We start from the raw sequence: 18,473 nt of genomic DNA, 5'->3' as shown, positions 1-18,473 counted from the left end.
TCCTTGATCAATAGTGTGAGTGTAACCAATATCGGTCATATCCGGTCCGTTAACGAAGATTCTTTCTCCGTCGTCAGTCTGGAGCAGGGGTACACGCTTGGGATTGTTGCAGACGGCATGGGCGGCCACCAGGCTGGCGATACAGCCAGCCGTCTTGCTGTAGAGACGATTACGGCGGATTTGTTCGAAATTTCTCCGCATCTGAATCCGGATGCCTGCGGGATCGCATTAAAGGAAGCCATTCTGCATGCCAATAAAGTCATTTACGAAACGGCCTCCGCACACGAAGAGCTCCGCAGCATGGGCACTACGGTTGTGGCCGTTCTGCTCGGGCCCTCCGGCGGCGTAATCGGCCATATCGGCGACAGCCGGGCTTATAAATTCAAACATGGGACAAGTGTTCAGCTGACCGAAGATCATACCCTGGTCAATGAACTGGTCAAGAGCAAGCAGATCAGTGCGGAAGAAGCAAGCGTACATCCGCGCAGAAATATTATCATGCGGGCGCTCGGAACGGACGCCAGTGTTGAAGTGGATTTATATCCGGTTACTCTGGAGGAAGAAGAAATCCTCATGGTCTGCAGCGATGGCCTTAGCAGCTATGTGCCCGCCCAGGATATTAACCGGACGCTCGGCCTGCAGGGCTGTTCCTTGAGAGAGCGGGCAGAACGGCTGGTTTCGCTTGCCCTTGACGCCGGCGGGGAAGACAATATTACGGTTGTCCTGCTGGAATTGCAGCCCGATACACCTGGATCCGGCACAAAGGAGTTGAGTTTATGATCGGGCACGAAATCGGGGGCCGCTACCAGATTCTTGAGCGTATCGGCGGAGGCGGCATGGCTCTCGTCTATAAAGCCCAGGATTTGCTGCTGAACCGGCATGTTGCGGTTAAGGTGCTGAGACAGCAGTTTGTCAATGATGAGGAGTTTATCCGCCGGTTTCGGCGTGAAGCGCAGTCGGCTGCGTCCTTGTCCCATCCAAACGTTGTCAGTATTTATGATGTAGGTGAAGAAGGCGATGTTCATTACATCGTCATGGAATATGTCGAAGGCCAGAACCTGAATGAGATTATCAAGGAGCGTGCCCCGCTGCAGGTGGATGAAGCGGTACGCATTGCCGCGCAAATCTGCGATGCGCTCGACCACGCCCATCACAATCAGATCATTCACCGTGATATTAAACCTCATAATATCTTGATTGGCCGCAACGGACGGGTGAAAGTAACCGACTTCGGGATTGCACGGGCGGTAACTTCAGCCACCATTACCCAGACCGGCTCGGTTGTGGGTTCTGTGCATTATTTCTCGCCGGAACACGCCAAGGGTGTGACCGCTGGGGAGAAATCGGACTTGTATTCACTCGGAATTGTGCTCTATCAAATGCTGACTGGCAAGCTTCCCTTTCTGGGTGAAAGCCCGATTAGCGTGGCCTTGAAGCATCTGCAGGAGGACTTTGAGGAGCCGCGCCGGGTTAATCCGATGATTCCGCAGAGCGTCGAGAATATTATTTTCAAATCCATGCGGAAAAATCCGGGCGAACGCTATTCTTCAGCGAAAGAAATGCTGCTGGATTTGGAGACATGCCTCCTGCCGGAACGCAGAACAGAGCCGAAGCTGGAGTTTGGCTTAGAAGATGAAGAGAGCACGCGCATTATCCCTGCTATTAAGCCTCAGCAGATGGCTGCGGTGCCCGGCAGAAGAAGCCGTGACTATGAGAGTGCGCCGGCATCGGCGGAACCGTCCAAAGACAAGGAGCCGGTTGCCAAGAAGCCGTCCAGGAAGCCGTTCATATGGGCTGCTATCGTGTTGGCTATTATACTTATACTTGGAGGCATGGCCTGGTATTTCAAAAGCCAGCTGGAAGTGCCTGATGTGAAGGTGCCGAATTTGATCGGCCTGACCCAGGATGAAGCGAAAGTGAAGCTGACCGAGCTGGGCCTTGCCGTCGGCAATGTCAAGCAGGCCTACAACAAGGATTACGATCCGGATGTTGTGTATGAGCAGAGCAAGCCGGAAGGCACCGAGGTTAAAGAAGGGGCTTTAATCGACCTTACGGTCAGCATTGAGAAGCCGCTGGAGAAGATGATTGATTTGAGCGGGCTCACGCTGGATGAGGCGAAGCAGCAGCTGGTTCAGCTTGGAGTGAAGGACACTGCTATCTCCAGCACGGAAGAGTACAGCGACAGTGTTGAGGAAGGCAAGATTATCAGCCAGGAGCCTGCGTCAGGCAGCGATTTTGATCCGGATTCGGCTTCAGTTCATCTGACGGTCAGCAAAGGCCAGGAGCTGGTGAAGATGCCGGATTTAACCGGACTGGACGAACAGTCGGCCAAGAGCAAGCTGGACGATCTGGGATTAACCATGGTAACCAAGGAAGAGTCGAGCTTCACGGTGGAGAAGGGCAAAGTGATTGAACAATGGCCGTATGAATCTGGTGAATCGGTTGAGCCTGGCGCGGAGGTTACTTTAACCTTCAGTACAGGATATCCGGAGGATGCGGTTAATTACTCTTACGGCGTTCCTGTAGCACCGGCTGAGTCCGACAAGAACAGCAAAATCCGCATCGTATTCAGTGATGCGCGCGGAGATAACCAGGAATGGGGCACGAAGACGATTAACACCGAGCAGACTTTGTCTGTGGACCTGGTCTTGGCTCCGAACAAGGATGCGACGGTCAGCGTATACCGCGACGGCCAGCTCTTTAATACTTATGCGGTTTCGTATATTGACGCCAAGCAAGGTACGGTTCCAACCCCTGAACTGCCGGCTGCTGCTGAGCCTCAGGAATCGGTAGATCCCCAGCCATCTGAATCAAACGGGGATGAAACGGGGAATGATGTTACGGGAATGGCTGGCAATGATTCCAGCAGTACCAGCAGCAGCGGGAACAGCCTTGTCTCCGTGAAGTCTAATGGCAATGGCAATGGCAATAACGGCAACAACGGAAATCACAAGGGAAAAACCAAGTGAAATTAATGATGCCCAGACAGCAGTCCCATGAAAGCGAGGAACCTCATGCCTGAAGGTTTAATCGTTAAAGCATTGAGCGGTTATTATTATGTAAAACCCGATTCGGCAGCATCCGAGGATACGGTACAGTGCCGCGGGCGCGGGATATTTAAGAAAAAAGGCCTGACCCCGCTTGTGGGGGACCGCGTAATCTTTACGCCTACTGAAAACGGGGAAGGCACAGTGGATGAACTTTTGCCGCGGGAGACGGAGCTGATCCGTCCTCCTGTGGCAAATGCCAGTCTGGCTGTGCTGCTCTTTTCCGTAAGGGAGCCTGATCTGAATTTGCAGCTGCTCGATAAATTTCTTGTACATATTGAGCACGCGGGGCTTCGTGCGCTCATCTGCCTTACTAAAGGCGATTTGATGGACGGATATGAAGACGAACTGATTGCCGGTACCGTGCAGCTTTATGAGCGTGCCGGCTATGAGGTCTTTGTCACCAGTTCGCTGGAAGGCAGGGGAATGGAGCTGGTTAAGGAGAAGCTGGCCGGTCATATCAGCGTCTTCGCCGGACAATCCGGAGTCGGCAAGTCCTCCCTGCTGAATGCCATGCTTCCTGGCCTTACGCTTGAAACGAGCGAAATCAGCATGCGGCTTGGACGGGGGCGGCATACCACCCGGCATGTTGAACTGATCGAGCTCGGAAATGGCGCTTATGTCGCGGATACGCCCGGCTTCAGCCAGCTCGACTTTCTGGAGCTTGGCGTGGACGAGCTTTCGCCGTGCTTTATCGAATTTGCCCCTTATGCGGAGCAGTGCAAATTCCGGGGCTGCAGCCATCTGCACGAGCCGGCCTGCCGAGTGCGGGAAGCAGTTGAATCAGGCGCCATAGCGGCAAGCCGTTATGAGCACTATGTGGAATTCTACCAGGAAATGAAAGACAAGAAGCGGAGGTACTGACTTATGGTTTATATTGCACCATCTATTTTATCCGCCCGTTTTGACAAGCTGGGCGCCGAGATTGTGGAAGTGGAAGCAGCAGGAGCAGACTGGATTCATGTGGACGTCATGGACGGCCATTTTGTTCCGAACCTGACCTTTGGTCCAATCGTCATGGATGCGATTGCTCCCATTGCGAAGAAACCGCTGGATGTGCATTTGATGATCGAGAATCCGGAAAATTATATTCCGGCCTTTGCCAAAGCCGGAGCCTACATGATTACGGTGCATGCCGAGGCCTGCGTGCATCTTCACCGTGTTCTGCATCTAATCAAGGAACACGGCGTCAAAGCAGGTGTAGCGCTTAATCCGGGCACACCGGTTTCGGCGATTGAGCAGGTGCTTGAAGATGTGGACATGGTGCTGGTCATGACTGTGAACCCGGGTTTTGGCGGACAGGCCTTTATCCCGGCAACAGTTCGCAAAATCGCCGCCATCCGCAAGCTCCAGCAGGAGCGCGGAATAGCCAGCCTTCATATCGAAGTAGACGGAGGCATTACAGCGGAGACAGCGCCGATTGTCGTTGAAGCGGGTGCCGATGTATTGGTGGCGGGCAGCGCTGTGTTTGGACGCAGCGACCGCGCTGAAGCCATCCGTGAGATTCGTGAAAGCGTGGCTGTGATTGGGAGCTGATCCTTACGAAATCATTCTTTATTAATCGGAAAAGGACGAGCACTGCCGGGAAGCGTTTGGCATAGGCGGTGTCCGTTTCGCATAGAAATGGTTACATGAGCAGGCGTTTCTCATGTAACCATTTTTTGTTTGCTAACCGGGACTCGGGGACTCTGATCCGCATATGGTAATGGTGAGAACGATGGGGAGGGTGAATTATGAAATTTTACACGTTTAAGCTGCCGAAGTTTTTGGGAGGTTTTGTGAAGGCTGTTTTGAATACATTCCAGAAGAATTGAAGAAACCAAGCTGCCGGAGCCGAGCGTAGGGATCTCCCTGCGCCGTCCCGCACAAAGGCATGAAAAAAAGCACCTCTTTGAACAAGGTGCTTTTTGCTTATATGCGCATGTGATTAAACGCGGGTTACTTTACCGGATTTAAGTGCACGGGTGCTGACGTAAACACGCTTTGGTTTACCGTCTACCAGGATCCGTACCTTCTGCACGTTTACGCCCCAAGAACGGCGGTTACGGTTGTTTGCGTGGGAAACGTGGTTACCGGTGCTTGGTTTCTTGCCAGTTACATAACATTTGCGGGACATTCATTACACCTCCTTATTCCAAGACAATCATCTTGAAAACACAACACTTTTAATATAATATCACAGCAAAAAAAGCTACGTCAACCGCCCGGTAAACATAATTTACGGTCCGATGTCATCTTTTATTTATTTATCTTTGTTCTTATAGTACAATGTTGTTTAAAGCCGGGCATCCCTAAGGCGGCTTGCCGCTCAGGGAATTTTTGTTCTGGATGCGGCCTGGGTCAGGCCGGCCGGTTATTGCTGGCCGGGGGACCGCTTGACCTGACAAACCATTTGATTTTTTTGATTGAAACGATAAGAAAGATCTGGCGTCAGGAATTTCCGGCAGGGCCGGTTTTTATAGAAAATAATTAGGAGTCGGGAGTGATCGGCTGCAGGAAGCATGCCGCTTTAAGTATCACTCTGATAAGGCGTATTAAGCTAGGAAGGGGAATTCTCATTGAGTAAGCGTTCTCTAAATGGAACAGATTTCAGCGCGATGGTTCTGTCCGGCGCGGAGCAGCTGCACAGACATGCCGAGCATGTCAATTCACTAAACGTATTTCCGGTACCTGACGGAGATACAGGAACCAATATGAATTTGACAATGACAAACGGGGTAACGGAGCTGCGTAAACAGGACACCGGAGGTGTCGGAACCAGAGCTGCGATTCTTTCCAAGGGACTGCTGATGGGTGCCCGCGGGAATTCAGGAGTTATTTTGTCCCAATTGTTCCGCGGATTCAGTCGTTATGCAGCGTCATCCGAAGAATTAAATGCAGTCCAGTTTGCTTCAGCGCTGCAGAGCGGGGTGGATACTGCCTATAAAGCCGTTGTTAAACCGGTTGAGGGGACGATCTTAACGGTAGCGAGAGAGGCGGCGAAGCAAGCGGTTTATTATTCCCGCCGCACAACAGATATAGCGGAACTGATGAATGCGGTTCTGGCTAAAGCGAAGGAAGCGCTGGCCCAGACGCCGGAACAGCTGCCTGTGCTGAAACAGGTAGGGGTAGTGGATTCGGGCGGACAGGGTCTTGTTTATATTTATCAGGGATTTGCCGATTATTTGAACGAATTGACGGGCCACTCCTCCGGAGAGCGCCGGTCTGAAGGACAGGCTGCAGAGCCGTCTGCTGTTATTAAGGCTGAACAAGCGGGCGTTCCTTCACCAAGAAGCTCTGCGCCAAGAAATGCCGCAGAGGTTCCGGTGTCCGCCCAGGCCAAGCTGGAGACAGAAGACATTGAATTCTTGTATGACATGGAATTTTTCATCAACCGCAAGCTGGGCGGGGGTTCCCGTGCAAGCTTCTCGGAAGATGCGTTCCGCAGCGCGCTTGCTGTTAACGGGGATTCCATTATCGTCATCGCGGATGATGAGGTCATCAAGGTGCATGTTCACTCCAAAGCGCCTGGCGAGGTGCTGAATCTGGCGCTCCAATACGGGGAGATTACGCAGATTCATATTTTGAATATGAGGGAACAGCACCGGGAACTGCTGACGGCGGGTATGGACATTGCGCCGGCTCCGGAGCTGTTTGCGGATATTCCGGCTGAGCCGGTAAGGCAGGAGGACCCGGCTATTTTGCCGGCTGACGAAGTTGCTCCTTACGGATTCATCGCCGTCGCGTCGGGAGACGGGATCGCAGAAATTTTCCGGAGCCTTGGCGTGGATATTGTGTTGTCCGGGGGACAGACAATGAACCCGAGCACCGAGGATTTCGTGAATGCCGTACAGTCCATTTCGGCACAGCATGTATTTATCCTGCCTAACAACTCGAACATTGTGCTGGCGGCGCAGCAGGCGCGCGAGCTGCTTGAAGGGGAACGCAGCATTACGGTTATCCCGAGCAAGAGTATCCCGCAGGGGATGGCAGCGGCCTTCGCTTTCCAGGAGGATGACGAGGTGCAGGTGAACGAAAGGCGTATGAATGCAGCGGTAAGCGAAGTGAAAACAGGCCAGGTGACCTACGCGGTCCGCGATACGGTGTTTGACGGGCTCGAAATCCGCGCCGGACATTTCATCGGCATTGCAGATTCCAAAATCGTAGCAACCAAAGAAGATTTGATTGGCGCCTGCCAGGAGCTGTTATCCAAAATGATCGTGAACGGTGATGAGGTCGTGACCATTCTGACCGGCGAGGAAGCGAAGGAAGAAGATACGCTGGTGCTGAAAGAATGGATCAGGGAGCGTTATCCGGATGCCGAAGTGGAGGCTCACGCCGGCGGCCAGCCGATCTACTATTATTTGTTCTCGGTGGAAGGGTAATCAGGCCGGGACCGCAGATAGGGGGATAAAGATGACGAAACCCGTTATCGTAACTGACAGTACGGCCGATGTGCCGAAATCCATCATAGAGGCTTACGGGATCTACGTCATACCGATGGTTGTCCGGTTTGGTGAAACCTCTTACCGCGAGGGCCTGGATCTGACTGCATCGGAGTTCTATGAAAGGCTGGAGAATGCAAAGGAGCTGCCGACAACTTCCCAGACCTCTCCTTCGCAGTATGCTGAGGTGTTTCGCGGACTGCTGGAGGATAATCCCGGGGGCTCCATCATTTCTATACACATCTCCTCCGGCATGAGCGGTACTTACCAATCTGCGCTTCTGGGGAAAGAAATGCTGGAAGAGGAGCTTGGGCATCCGGTCGATGTTCATATCGTCGATTCCAGATGTGCAAGCTACGGCTTCGGCCTGCAGGTTACGGCTGCTGCGCGCCTTGCCAGCCAGGGAGCGGATGCAGCAGCTATTTTGCATGAAATGGAACGTTTGCGCGAGGTTCGGCATTTGTATTTTATGGTCGATACGCTTGAATATTTGCAGAAAGGCGGCCGGATTGGCCGTGCGACCGCACTGCTGGGCAATTTGCTTAACATTAAGCCGATTCTTTCGGTCGGTGAAGACGGCGTTATTTATTCTGTGGATAAAGCAAGAGGACGGAAGAAAGCCATCGCCCGCATGATGGAGCTCTTCCGGAATGATTTCGGCGATATCAGGGATATCCATGTGGGTCTGGCGGATTCGGTGAACCCGGAAGGAGCCGAAGAGATTCTTGCCGAGCTGCGGAATCATTTTACGCTGCATGAAGTGGTTCGCACGGAAATCGGCGCCGTTGTCGGCGCCCATGTGGGGCGCGGGACGGTTGCTGTATTTTGCTGGCCTGCGGGGGATTAGGTCATGTTACTTAGTGAAATTCAGGTTAAACAAGTCAGCGGCGTGAGTGCTCTCAAAGAAGGAGAGCTTCACGCCTTTAATATCTATACGGTGAATGATCTGCTGGAGTATTATCCGTTCCGTTATGAGGATTACCGGCTCCGGCCGCTCAGCGAGGTTCAGGACGGGGAGAAGGCTACCGTCGAGGCGAAGGTATTCGGAGTGCCGGTGCTGCAGCGCTATGGCAAAAAGTCCCGGCTCACCTGCAAAATGATGGCCGGCGACTGGATGTTCACGGCGACGTGGTTTAACCGCCACTTTCTGAAGGAGCAGCTGACCGCCGGTCGTGAAATTACGCTTACCGGCAAATGGGACATGAAGCGGATGCAGCTGACGGTGTCGGATTCGGAGTTCCCGGATCGCGGAGTTGTGCGCAGCGGTTCTCTGCAGCCGGTATATTCGGTCGGCGGGAACATTACGCAGGTCTGGATGCGCAAGACGATCAGCCAGGCGCTGAGCCAGTACGGCGAGATGATTCCGGAGATTTTGCCGCCGGAGCTGGTGGGCAAATACGGCCTGATGGCGCGCAACCGGGCGATTCAGCGCATTCATCAGCCGCAGGATAACGAGGAAGGGCAGCAGGCCCGCCGGCGGATGGTATACGAGGAACTGTTTCTCTTTCAGCTGAAGCTGCAGGTATACCGCGCCATGAACCAGAAGCGCCAGGATGGGGTTCAGCACACGGTGGATAATGCCGCCATGCGCGAGTTCGTGCGGAGCCTGCCGTTTGAGCTGACGGATGCCCAGAAGAAGGTGGAGCTCGAGATTCTTCAGGACATGCGCTCGCCTTACTGTATGAACCGGCTGCTGCAGGGCGACGTAGGCTCCGGGAAAACGGTTGTGGCGGCTCTAGGCCTGTATGCGACTGTGAAGTCGGGGTATCAGGGCGCGCTGATGGTACCGACGGAAATTTTGGCGGAGCAGCATACGCGTTCTTTGTCCAAGCTGTTTGAGCCGTTTGGTATTACGGTTGGCCTGCTTACCGGCAGCATTACCGGTCGCAAGCGCAAGGATCTGCTGGCCTCGCTGCAGATGGGGCTGACGGACATTGTGGTCGGCACGCACGCGCTGATCCAGGAGGATGTGTTCTTCCGGTCGCTGGGACTTGTCGTGACGGATGAGCAGCACCGGTTTGGAGTCAACCAGCGCAGTATTCTGCGGCGCAAAGGATATAATCCGGACGTGCTGACGATGACGGCGACGCCTATTCCGCGTACGCTCGCCATTACGGCATTCGGCGATATGGATGTATCAACGCTGTCTGAACGGCCGAAGGGCAGAAAGCCGATCTCGACCTATTGGGTCAAGCACAGCATGATGGACCGGGTGCTGGGCTTTATCAGCCGGGAGATCAGTCAAGGGCGCCAGGCTTATCTGATTTGTCCGCTGATCGAGGAATCGGACAAGCTGGATGTACAGAATGCGATCGACCTGTTTGTGTCGATGCAGCAGGCTTTTCCGGAATTTAAGGTCGGCCTGCTTCACGGGCGGATGACACCCGCGGAGAAGGAGGAGGCGATGCGTTTGTTCTATGCGAACGAAACGCAGCTGCTGGTCTCGACGACCGTTGTCGAGGTCGGGGTCGACGTGCCGAACGCGACGCTGATGGTCGTCATGGATGCCGACCGGTTCGGGCTGTCGCAGCTGCACCAGCTGCGCGGCCGGGTCGGCCGCGGTGAGCACGCGTCTTACTGCGTGCTCATCGCTGATCCGAAGTCGGAGGTAGGTCAGGAGCGCATGCGCGTCATGACCGAGACGGACGACGGCTTCGAGGTGGCCCGGCGGGACCTGGAGCTGCGCGGTCCCGGCGATTTCTTCGGCACGAAGCAGAGCGGCGTGCCGGAGTTCCGAATCGCGGACATGGTCAGCGATTTTGCGGTGCTGGAGGCGGCGAGGGACGACGCCGCCGCGCTGGTGCGGGAGCCGGCGTTCTGGACGTCGCCGGCGTATCAGCCGCTGCGCGCATACCTGCAGCGGGAACAGATTTTACAGGGCGAATTGATTGACTGAGGCGTGTAACCCGCTCATCGGCCTGTGGATTTTTGTCCATCGCTGAATTGTTGGCAATGGGGACACGCTTGCCGTCATATACTGGGAAAGACGACAGTTTTGACGGGAGGTGCCATGGCGTTTGGGTTATCAGCAGTATGGAATCAGCCAGGAGCTTGTACAGAGAGTGAAGCTGAAAATGAAAAATCCGATGATGAAAGACCGGGTCAAGAAGCTCGTTGAACCATTAACAAAAGCCGATTTGCAGGACCCAGGAAAGGTCCGGCGGCTTGTAAAGAGTGCTTCAGCTATACTTAATGAACGGTTGACAAGTGTGCAGGAAGAGCAGATGACACAGTTTGTGCTTGCGCAGCGGATTGATCCCAAGAACACGTTCCATTTAATCCGTTTGTGGGGCATGTTCCGCTAAATTTGCAGCGTGCTGCCGCCGGGGCTTAGGCTCCGGTGTTTTTTTTGCTTTTTGGACATCTGGAAGAGAGGGACAGGCCTGACCTGCCGGGTTCGCCGGATCTGACGGACTTAGCGGGTTCGCTGGACCTGCCGCTGGATTTGCTTTTCCTGACATATAGGTGTAGTTTGAGTGAAGAGAGAAAGGAGATTAGCAGCATGATTCGATTAAAATCAAAGGACGAAATTGAACAAATGAGAATGGCGAGCCATATCGTAGCAGACTGCCACCGGGAGATTGCCAAGCTGATTGCTCCGGGCGTTACGACGCTGGAAATCAATGATTTTGTGGCGCGCCATATTACCAAGCTCGGGGGAAAGCAGTTTACGAAGGGATATAACGGCTTTCCTGCTGAAACCTGCGCTTCTGTAAATGATGTTGTAGCCCATGGATTCCCGAACCGGACTCCGCTTAAAGAGGGCGATATTGTCAAAATGGACATCGTGGCGGAATACGATGGATGGTTTGGGGATTCGGCCTGGTGCTACGCCGTTGGACATATAAGTGACAATGCCCGGAAGCTGATGGAGGTCACGAAGGAATGCCTGTATCTGGGGATTGAGCAGGCGGTTCCCGGTAATCGTCTAGGCGATATATGCCATGCCGTTCAAGCCCATGCAGAAAGCAGCGGCTTCTCCGTAGTACGGGATCTGCTGGCCCATGGCATCGGAAGATCGCTGCATGAGGATCCGAACTTCGAGCATGTCGGCCAGCCAGGCAAAGGCCTGCGGCTGAAGGAAGGGATGGTGCTGACGATTGAGCCGATGATTAACGAAGGCACGTTCCACATTACGATTGATGAGGATGAATGGACGGCCCGGACGGCGGACGGCCTGCTGTCGGCCCAATATGAACATACCGTGGCCATTACAGCGGACGGCCCGCTTATTCTGACCGCCCAGTAACTATGCTTACGCTAGAACATGACTTTAACCAAGAGAGCCCCGGGCATGATGTCCGGAGCTCTCTTCTTTTTAACTCTTATCCTAAATTATCTTGCGTTATCCTGCTGCATGCTGCATTCACCGGAATATTAAAGGAAGAATGTACGGGAAATGATAACGAGAAGAATGAACAATACCAAGATCACGCCTGTCGAAGTCCCGATTCCACCATAACCTGCTCCTGCTACTCCACCCATTGTAAATGCCTCCTCATTTATTGATTGAATTTGTTTGTTGGTTTGAATGCCGGGAGATCCGGCCGGACAGCCTGCTTGCAGCTTAGCTTAATAAACGTACCCGAAGCTGCGAGTAATAATGACAAGGAGAATGAACAGAACCAAAATTGCTCCTGTGGAAGTCCAAGGCCCGCCTGCTCCGCCGCAACTTGCTGCATATGCCATTGTTGTTTCCTCCTTTAAGGAATGGGTTACTTTCGAAATCATTGTATGAACTGGACGTTTATTCGTTATGGACAGATACCCAAATGAACCGCCCAAAATGCCTACAGCCCTAAAAAAAGGCCGTCAAGCAAAATGGATGAAATAACCATTGCATAACGAACGTGCATTCGGTATATAATAATATACGAACATATATTCGGGTTTATGGAGAGTGAGAGAGTGAAGAAGGAACGTGTCATTATGCTGGCAGATGGACAGTCCTTTTACGCTTCGGTCGAGAAGGCGGCACGGCCGGATTTGAAAGATAAGCCGGTAGCGGTAGGTGATCCTTCGCGGCGGTCCGGCATTATTTTAGCGGCTTGTCCGATCGCCAAATCAAGCGGTGTCACTACTGCGGAACGGGTAGGGGAGGCGATGGCCAAATGCCCCGAGCTGGTGGTGATACGCCCCCGGATGCAGACGTATATTGCGGTCTCTCTGCTGATTACGGAAATTTTTGAATCGTTTACGGACCAGGTGGAGCCTTATTCTATAGATGAGCAGTTTCTGGATGTGACCGGTTCTGTTTCTTATTTTGGCTCTGCGGAAGAGATTGCCCGCCAGATTCAGACGCGCGTGCTGTTGTCCACCGGTGTGTGGACCCGCTGCGGAATCGGAACGAGCAAAATTCTGGCGAAGATGGCAACGGATAATTTTGCGAAGAAGCAGCCTGAGGGTATCTTTAGACTGGACGCCGCTAATATCGAACAAGAGCTGTGGCCGCTGCCTGTTCATCAGCTGTTTATGACCGCTTCGCGCATGACCCGTCATTTTAAACGGATGGGCCTGCACACGATCGGCGACATTGCCCGTATGGAGCTGCCGGATTTCAAGCGGCGGATGCAGCAGGAGATGGGCAGACAAAGCGACATCCAGGCTGAATATTACTGGCAGACGGCCAGAGGCATTGATCCGAGCCCGGTGGTGAGCAGCATCCGCAGCAGGCTGAAATCGGTCAGCCACGGCAAGACGCTGAGAAGCAGCCTGTACGGAAGACTTGAGGATATTGAGGTGGTGCTGCTGGAGCTGGTGGTGGAGGTGTGCCGCCGCTGCAGGAAATGGGGGTATATCGGGCAGGTAGTCACCGTTGGAGCCGCTGAAACGGACGGCAAACGCGGGGCTTCGTTCAGCCGGCAGGTGACTCTTCAGGAGCCGACCGCCCTTTCGCATGAGGTTGCGGAAGCGGCGCGGAGGATTTTTCGGCGGTATTGGAAAGGAATGCCTGTAACGCATCTGCATGTATCGCTTACCGGGCTGCTGGATGACAGCCTGATGCAGCTGACGCTCTTTGATGACCGGATCAGGGCGTTTGAACTGGAGAAGGCGGCAGACCGTATAAAAGACAAATACGGCAGCGATGCTATAGTGAGAGCATCCTCTCTGCTGCAGTCGGGGGTCGCCAGGGAAAGAGCCGGGCAGATTGGAGGGCATTACAAATGAGCAAACTGGACGGCAACGAGCGCTGGAAATCCAAAATGCTGCTTACCGAGCATCAGGAGCAGTATGACAACCGGCATGGAGCGGGGATTCCTGCTGCCCGGCCGACGGAAGAAGAGATGATTATGATCCGGGATTCGATCCTGCTTCCTTATATGCTGAGTATGGTGGAGAAGAGTATCGACGATATCGAGTACCGCTCCAATCTGCTCAAACCGCTTTATTTAACGGCGGGTAAAGTGGTTAGAAGCCGAATCAGCGAGGATCTGTATGGTTTGCGGCGCGAGCTGTCGAAGCGGAATATCCGGGTCATCCGCGATGTGCAGGAGGATATGGTGGTCTACCACCGGTTTATTTGCAGAGGCTATGAGGACCGCTTCGGCATCGTGCGGGATGTCATCAGGTCGGAGATCAGCGTGCGTTTATCGAGATATATCAAGGAAATTGCTGAACGTTTGGCTTCAAGGGAATAGGCTTTGCGGATTATCCTCTCCCGAATCTTATCTGCCCATATCTGCTCTTATCTGCCCGGCTAAATACATAGAGCAACGCTTTAGGGCAGGAAAGTTAACATCATTTTTGGGTAAAATACAATTTTGAGGCCTATTTCGATGATTTGGGCCTGTTTTCATGTCCGAATATCTTCCAAGTGAGTGTATTCTCATGTAATATATAGGTGTAACCAAGAAAAAAGGTCGCCAAGGCCGCAGCTTACATACCATTAGGGAAGGAAGTCTTGCGTATGCGTGTGGGAATTCCAAAGGAAATCAAAAATAATGAAAATCGTGTAGCCATTACTCCGGCAGGTGTGGATACGCTCGTCCGCGCCGGCCATGAAGTCTGGATCGAACGGTCTGCGGGGGCAGGCAGCGGCTTTACGGACGAAGAGTATCTCAGCAAGGGAGCCCGGGTTGCGGATTCGGCAGCCGAGGTCTGGTCCCGTGTGGACATGATTATGAAGGTTAAAGAGCCTTTGCCTGAGGAGTATGCTTATTTCCGGGAAGGGTTGATTCTGTTCACGTATCTTCATCTGGCTCCCGAGCCGGAGCTGACGCGCGCCTTGGTGGACAGCGGAGTTCATGCCGCCGCCTATGAAACGGTACAGCTTGAGGACGGCTCGCTTCCGCTGCTGACGCCGATGAGCGAAGTAGCCGGCCGGATGGCAGTACAGATTGGAGCACAGTTTCTGGAGAAGCCTTACGGAGGCAAAGGCATCCTGCTCGGCGGTGTGCCCGGCGTGGCCCCGGCTGAGGTTGTTATTGTGGGCGGCGGGGTTGTAGGCACTAATGCGGCCAAGATTGCGCTGGGCATGGGAGCGCGCGTAACACTTCTTGATCTTAATGCGGGCAGGCTCCGCTATTTGGATGAGATTTTTGGCGGCCGTCTGACGACAGTCATGTCCAGCCCCTATAACATTGAACAGGCGGTAGCGAAAGCGGATCTGGTTATCGGGGCTGTGTTAATTCCGGGAGCGCGCGCACCAAAACTGGTTAAAGAATATATGGTTCAGCAAATGACGGAAGGCTCCGTAATCGTGGACGTGGCGATCGACCAGGGCGGCTCGGTGGAGACGATCGACCGCGTGACGACTCATGCCGATCCGACGTATACCAAGCATGGCGTCATTCATTATGCCGTAGCCAATATGCCGGGAGCGGTGGCACGCACGTCAACACTGGCTCTAACCAATGTGACGATGCCTTATGCGCTGCAGATTGCCAACCTGGGACTTTCAGAGAGCACAAGGAGAAACCGGGCTTTGGCCAAAGGCGTCAACGTCTCGGCCGGCAAAGTCACGAACGAAGCCGTCGCGCTCAGCCTTGGCTATGAATATAGGCCGGCAGACGAGGTGCTGAGCGCAATAAAATGCTAGCGTCCTTCATCTGACCCGTTATCCGATATTTCGCTGAAATGTCACGGGTGTGATGGCAGGTTTTGTGACATTTTTGCGGGCTGAATATTATACTATATAAAGTAGAACTTTAGGAACAGCGGATACAACAGGAGGATAACGGGATGGGAAAAGGAACTAGAAGAGTAGCAATTGTCGGAGCGGGGATGGTCGGGTCGGCCTGCGCTTATTCGATGATTAATCAATCCATTTGCGATGAAATTATGATTATTGACCGTACGTATGACAAGGCGGTGGCCCAGGCGCTTGATTTGTCCCACTGCATGGAGTTTGCCTCCACCCGGACAAAGGTCAGCGCAGGCACGCTGGAGGAATGCGGCGATATGGATGTAGTCATCCTGACTGCCGGCCGGAACCCGCAGGGCATGGAATCCAGGCTCGAGCTTCTGGAAGAATCCAAGAAGATTACGGGCGATATCGTGAACCGGATTATGGCCGGCGGCTTTGACGGCGTGTTCGTCGTGGCTGCCAATCCGGTGGACATTATCACCTACCTTGTCCGTGAGGTGTCCGGCCTGCCTCGCAGCCGGGTAATCGGAACGGGAACCTCCATTGATTCCTCGAGGCTGAAAACACTGCTGTCCGATGTCTTTTCCATCGACCCGCGCAGCGTTCAGGGCTATGCGCTTGGCGAGCACGGCGACTCCCAGTTTGTGGCCTGGTCGCACGTGACCATCGGCGGCAAGCCGATTCTGCAGATCCTCAGCGAGCATAAGGAACGCTTTAAGGAAGTTGATTTGGAGGCTATCGAGCGCAGAACCAAGGATGCCGGCTGGGAGATTTTTACCCGCAAGGGCAACACCCAGTTCGGCATAGGCAACGCTTTGGCCTATATTACCCGCTCGATCCTGAACGATGAGCACAAAATCATCGCAGTCTCCGCCATTCTGGACGGGGAATACGGTCAGCGCGATCTCTGCATCGGCGTGCCGGCGATTGTCGGCAAAGGCGGTATCCAGGAGGTCTTGGAACTGAACCTGGCGGAGGAGGAAGAGCGCAAATTTCTGAAATCCTGCAGCGTGATCAAAGAAAATATTGCCAAGCTCGTGGAAACGGCCTGAAAAGACGGCGTGCACGGGATATGGAGATAAGGGATGGAAGCAGGGAAACAGGTAAGCAGGGAAACAGGTAGCAGGGAAGCAGCTTCTTACGGGGACAGCCGTGAGGGCTGCTTTTCTTTTTTAAAAAAACGACAGATTGTAATATGAAGTGCGGCACTTAAATGATCTGCTTCAAGACGATCTATCGCTGGATCTATGCGTGGCTTCTCTCGCAGGGGAAGCTATATCGTATGTTAAGGGCTCGACGGCTTATTCAGCGATGCTGTAAAGTGAATAATATTGTATACCCGTTCATAATTTCAGGTCATACTTTTGAGTTTTGAAATCGGATACATTTAGGAGGCAAAGCAAACAGCTAGAGTCCGAAAGGGGAATATCAATGAGACCAAGACAGGGGAAGAAAGGTCTGCTTATGCTCGTTATGGCATTCATGATGGTTGTGATGGCAGCTTGCGGAGGCGGAAGCAGCAATTCAAATTCTGCGGAGAATCAGACAAGCGAGACACAGCAGGAAGTGACCTCAGACAACGAGAACAAAGACAGCACCTCGTCTGCGCCGGTAACGCTGACTTTCGCCATGCAGGCGAATGCCAATGAAATTGCGGGCTGGACGGCGATGATTGACGCAGCGAACAAGAAGCTTAAAGCGGACGGCAAAAATATTACGATTAAAATTGAGAAGATCAACACCTCGACATGGCCCGAGTACTATCAAAAAGTGACGGCTCAGATCGCAGCAGGCAAGTCGCCTGACCTCGGCCGGATTGCGGAATCGTTCATGCCGCAGATCATCAAGAAGGATCAGGCGCTTGATATTACCGAAATGATGAAATCGCTTGACATGAGCAAATACTTTGAGAACACGTTCAAGAATGCGGGTTACCAAGACGGTAAGTACTACGGTCTTCCGTCGGGTATCTACTATATGCTCATGTACTACAACAAAGACATGTTCAAGGCAAAGGGAATCGCGGAACCGTCCCATGATTGGAACAATGCAATTTCGTTCTCGCAAGTCCGCGATATAGCAAAGCAATTTACGAGCGGCGAAGGTTCGAAGAAAACGTTTGGTTTGTCCGCCGGTCCGTTCCTCAGCTACGCTGGCGGTATGTTCTCGCTGTCTAACGGGGGCAAGAACATCTTTAATGAAGATTTGACACCTGCAATTCAAGAGCCGGCAACGAAAGAAGTCTATCAGTGGTTCGACGATATGCTGCGTGTAGATAAATCAGTACCTCGTCCGACGGACACAAAGATAATGGGTGGATTCGATATGTTCAAAGCTGGCCGGATCGCCATGGCCATCGACGGCACCTGGTATATTGGCAGCGTGAAGAACGATATTAAGAACTTTAATGTCGGGATTGCAGCGATTCCGGCAGGCAAAGGCCAAGCTTACTCTTCCCAATTTATCGACAACTTCCTGATCTGGAAAGGCACGAAGCACCCGCAGGAATCGTGGGAAGCGCTTCAAGCGATCTACAGCAAAGAAGCTTGGGATGCGCTTGCAAAGACCGGGGTAGGCGGCCTTCCGATTCACCGTGAAACGTTTGATGAAATTAAGCAAAGCTTGTTCGGCGACAAAATTTCGGCGGAAGATTTGGATACCTTTACAAAAGCACTGGATCACACCGTATCTGTCCCTTATAATGCATTCTATGAAGAAGCAGACCAGAAGATTAACGCACAGCTCGACACATGGCTCCTTGGCAAAATGTCCGTGGACGAGTTCCTCACGAAATCGACTCAAATCTTATTGGAGACCAAAGAGAAGACCGAGCAAAAAGCGAATTAATGAGAACGGCGAGGGAGGATGGGTCTCCCTCGTCTTTTCTCCCGTTATAAGTTGGAAGGAAGTATTCGT

The 18,473-nt window shown here is 53.1% G+C and carries 18 protein-coding genes; 15 read left to right on the top strand and 3 right to left on the bottom strand.

All coding sequences use genetic code 11. From position 1 onward, the window contains the following. The first annotated feature begins 3 nt into the window (after window positions 1–3). The 5 genes from FCN15_RS01135 to spoVM all read left to right on the top strand — a co-directional run bounded on the left by FCN15_RS01135 (window position 4) and on the right by spoVM (window position 4,861). Window positions 4–780: a Stp1/IreP family PP2C-type Ser/Thr phosphatase gene (locus tag FCN15_RS01135; RefSeq protein WP_138493107.1), complete on the top strand. Its 777-nt coding sequence runs from the start codon at window positions 4–6 to the stop codon at window positions 778–780. Beyond that, entirely contained in the window at window positions 777–2,969 is a 2,193-nt protein-coding gene (gene pknB, locus FCN15_RS01130; RefSeq protein WP_138493106.1) for a Stk1 family PASTA domain-containing Ser/Thr kinase, read from the top strand. Before FCN15_RS01135 ends, pknB begins: the two co-directional genes overlap by 4 nt. A gap of 45 nt (window positions 2,970–3,014) precedes the next feature. After that, window positions 3,015–3,911 (top strand): ribosome small subunit-dependent GTPase A, encoded by an 897-nt coding sequence (gene rsgA, locus FCN15_RS01125; protein WP_138493105.1) that lies wholly within the window; start codon window positions 3,015–3,017, stop codon window positions 3,909–3,911. Between the two features lie 3 nt (window positions 3,912–3,914). Beyond that, on the top strand, window positions 3,915–4,583 hold the full coding sequence (gene rpe / locus FCN15_RS01120; RefSeq protein WP_138493104.1) for a ribulose-phosphate 3-epimerase: 669 nt from the start codon (window positions 3,915–3,917) through the stop codon (window positions 4,581–4,583). A 197-nt stretch (window positions 4,584–4,780) separates the two neighbouring features. Continuing rightward, window positions 4,781–4,861 carry a stage V sporulation protein SpoVM gene (gene spoVM / locus FCN15_RS01115; protein ID WP_055107596.1) on the top strand — a complete coding sequence of 27 codons (81 nt, stop codon included), beginning with the start codon at window positions 4,781–4,783 and terminating at the stop codon, window positions 4,859–4,861. Window positions 4,862–4,974: 113 nt separating this feature from the next. On the opposite strand, the gene rpmB is transcribed toward spoVM, so the two are convergent. Beyond that, window positions 4,975–5,163, bottom strand: a complete 189-nt coding sequence (gene rpmB, locus FCN15_RS01110; protein ID WP_068696193.1) for a 50S ribosomal protein L28 — start codon at window positions 5,161–5,163, stop codon at window positions 4,975–4,977. A 442-nt stretch (window positions 5,164–5,605) separates the two neighbouring features. Here rpmB and FCN15_RS01105 point away from each other — a divergent pair, with 442 nt between their 5' ends. The 5 genes from FCN15_RS01105 to map all read left to right on the top strand — a co-directional run bounded on the left by FCN15_RS01105 (window position 5,606) and on the right by map (window position 11,720). After that, window positions 5,606–7,411, top strand: coding sequence for a DAK2 domain-containing protein (locus FCN15_RS01105; RefSeq protein WP_138493103.1), 1,806 nt, complete (start codon window positions 5,606–5,608; stop codon window positions 7,409–7,411). 31 nt (window positions 7,412–7,442) lie between these two features. Next, window positions 7,443–8,318 (top strand): DegV family protein, encoded by an 876-nt coding sequence (locus FCN15_RS01100; RefSeq protein ID WP_138493102.1) that lies wholly within the window; start codon window positions 7,443–7,445, stop codon window positions 8,316–8,318. Window positions 8,319–8,321: 3 nt separating this feature from the next. Beyond that, window positions 8,322–10,367 carry an ATP-dependent DNA helicase RecG gene (gene recG, locus FCN15_RS01095; protein ID WP_138493101.1) on the top strand — a complete coding sequence of 682 codons (2,046 nt, stop codon included), beginning with the start codon at window positions 8,322–8,324 and terminating at the stop codon, window positions 10,365–10,367. Window positions 10,368–10,488: 121 nt separating this feature from the next. Next, window positions 10,489–10,776, top strand: a complete 288-nt coding sequence (locus tag FCN15_RS01090; protein WP_138493100.1) for a stage VI sporulation protein F — start codon at window positions 10,489–10,491, stop codon at window positions 10,774–10,776. Between the two features lie 197 nt (window positions 10,777–10,973). Continuing rightward, on the top strand, window positions 10,974–11,720 hold the full coding sequence (gene map, locus FCN15_RS01085) for a type I methionyl aminopeptidase (protein WP_138493099.1): 747 nt from the start codon (window positions 10,974–10,976) through the stop codon (window positions 11,718–11,720). Between the two features lie 128 nt (window positions 11,721–11,848). Here map and FCN15_RS19375 read toward each other — a convergent pair whose 3' ends face one another. Together FCN15_RS19375 and FCN15_RS19265 are read right to left on the bottom strand one after the other, a co-directional pair. Next, the gene (locus FCN15_RS19375) at window positions 11,849–11,956 is read right to left on the bottom strand and encodes a YjcZ family sporulation protein (protein ID WP_238996450.1); all 108 of its coding nucleotides are present in this window, start codon (window positions 11,954–11,956) and stop codon (window positions 11,849–11,851) included. 87 nt (window positions 11,957–12,043) lie between these two features. Continuing rightward, the gene (locus FCN15_RS19265; RefSeq protein WP_203232062.1) at window positions 12,044–12,160 is read right to left on the bottom strand and encodes a sporulation protein YjcZ; all 117 of its coding nucleotides are present in this window, start codon (window positions 12,158–12,160) and stop codon (window positions 12,044–12,046) included. A gap of 219 nt (window positions 12,161–12,379) precedes the next feature. Here FCN15_RS19265 and FCN15_RS01080 point away from each other — a divergent pair, with 219 nt between their 5' ends. From FCN15_RS01080 to FCN15_RS01060, 5 genes are all read left to right on the top strand, one after another. Next, window positions 12,380–13,639 carry a DNA polymerase IV gene (locus FCN15_RS01080; RefSeq protein ID WP_238996449.1) on the top strand — a complete coding sequence of 420 codons (1,260 nt, stop codon included), beginning with the start codon at window positions 12,380–12,382 and terminating at the stop codon, window positions 13,637–13,639. Then, a complete protein-coding gene (locus FCN15_RS01075) occupies window positions 13,636–14,109 on the top strand; it encodes a YhjD family protein (RefSeq protein WP_138493097.1) in 474 nt (157 codons plus the stop codon). The genes FCN15_RS01080 and FCN15_RS01075 overlap by 4 nt, the downstream gene beginning before the upstream one ends. 269 nt (window positions 14,110–14,378) lie before the next feature. Then, window positions 14,379–15,509 carry an alanine dehydrogenase gene (gene ald / locus FCN15_RS01070; RefSeq protein ID WP_138493096.1) on the top strand — a complete coding sequence of 377 codons (1,131 nt, stop codon included), beginning with the start codon at window positions 14,379–14,381 and terminating at the stop codon, window positions 15,507–15,509. A gap of 143 nt (window positions 15,510–15,652) precedes the next feature. Then, window positions 15,653–16,609 (top strand): L-lactate dehydrogenase, encoded by a 957-nt coding sequence (locus FCN15_RS01065; protein WP_138493095.1) that lies wholly within the window; start codon window positions 15,653–15,655, stop codon window positions 16,607–16,609. A 379-nt stretch (window positions 16,610–16,988) separates the two neighbouring features. Beyond that, window positions 16,989–18,404, top strand: a complete 1,416-nt coding sequence (locus FCN15_RS01060) for an ABC transporter substrate-binding protein (protein ID WP_138493094.1) — start codon at window positions 16,989–16,991, stop codon at window positions 18,402–18,404. The last annotated feature ends 69 nt before the right edge of the window (window positions 18,405–18,473 follow it).

The sequence above is a fragment of the Paenibacillus pinistramenti genome, assembly GCF_005869875.1.
Taxonomy (GTDB): domain Bacteria; phylum Bacillota; class Bacilli; order Paenibacillales; family Paenibacillaceae; genus Fontibacillus; species Fontibacillus pinistramenti.
This window is presented reverse-complemented; position numbering and strand designations above follow the sequence as displayed.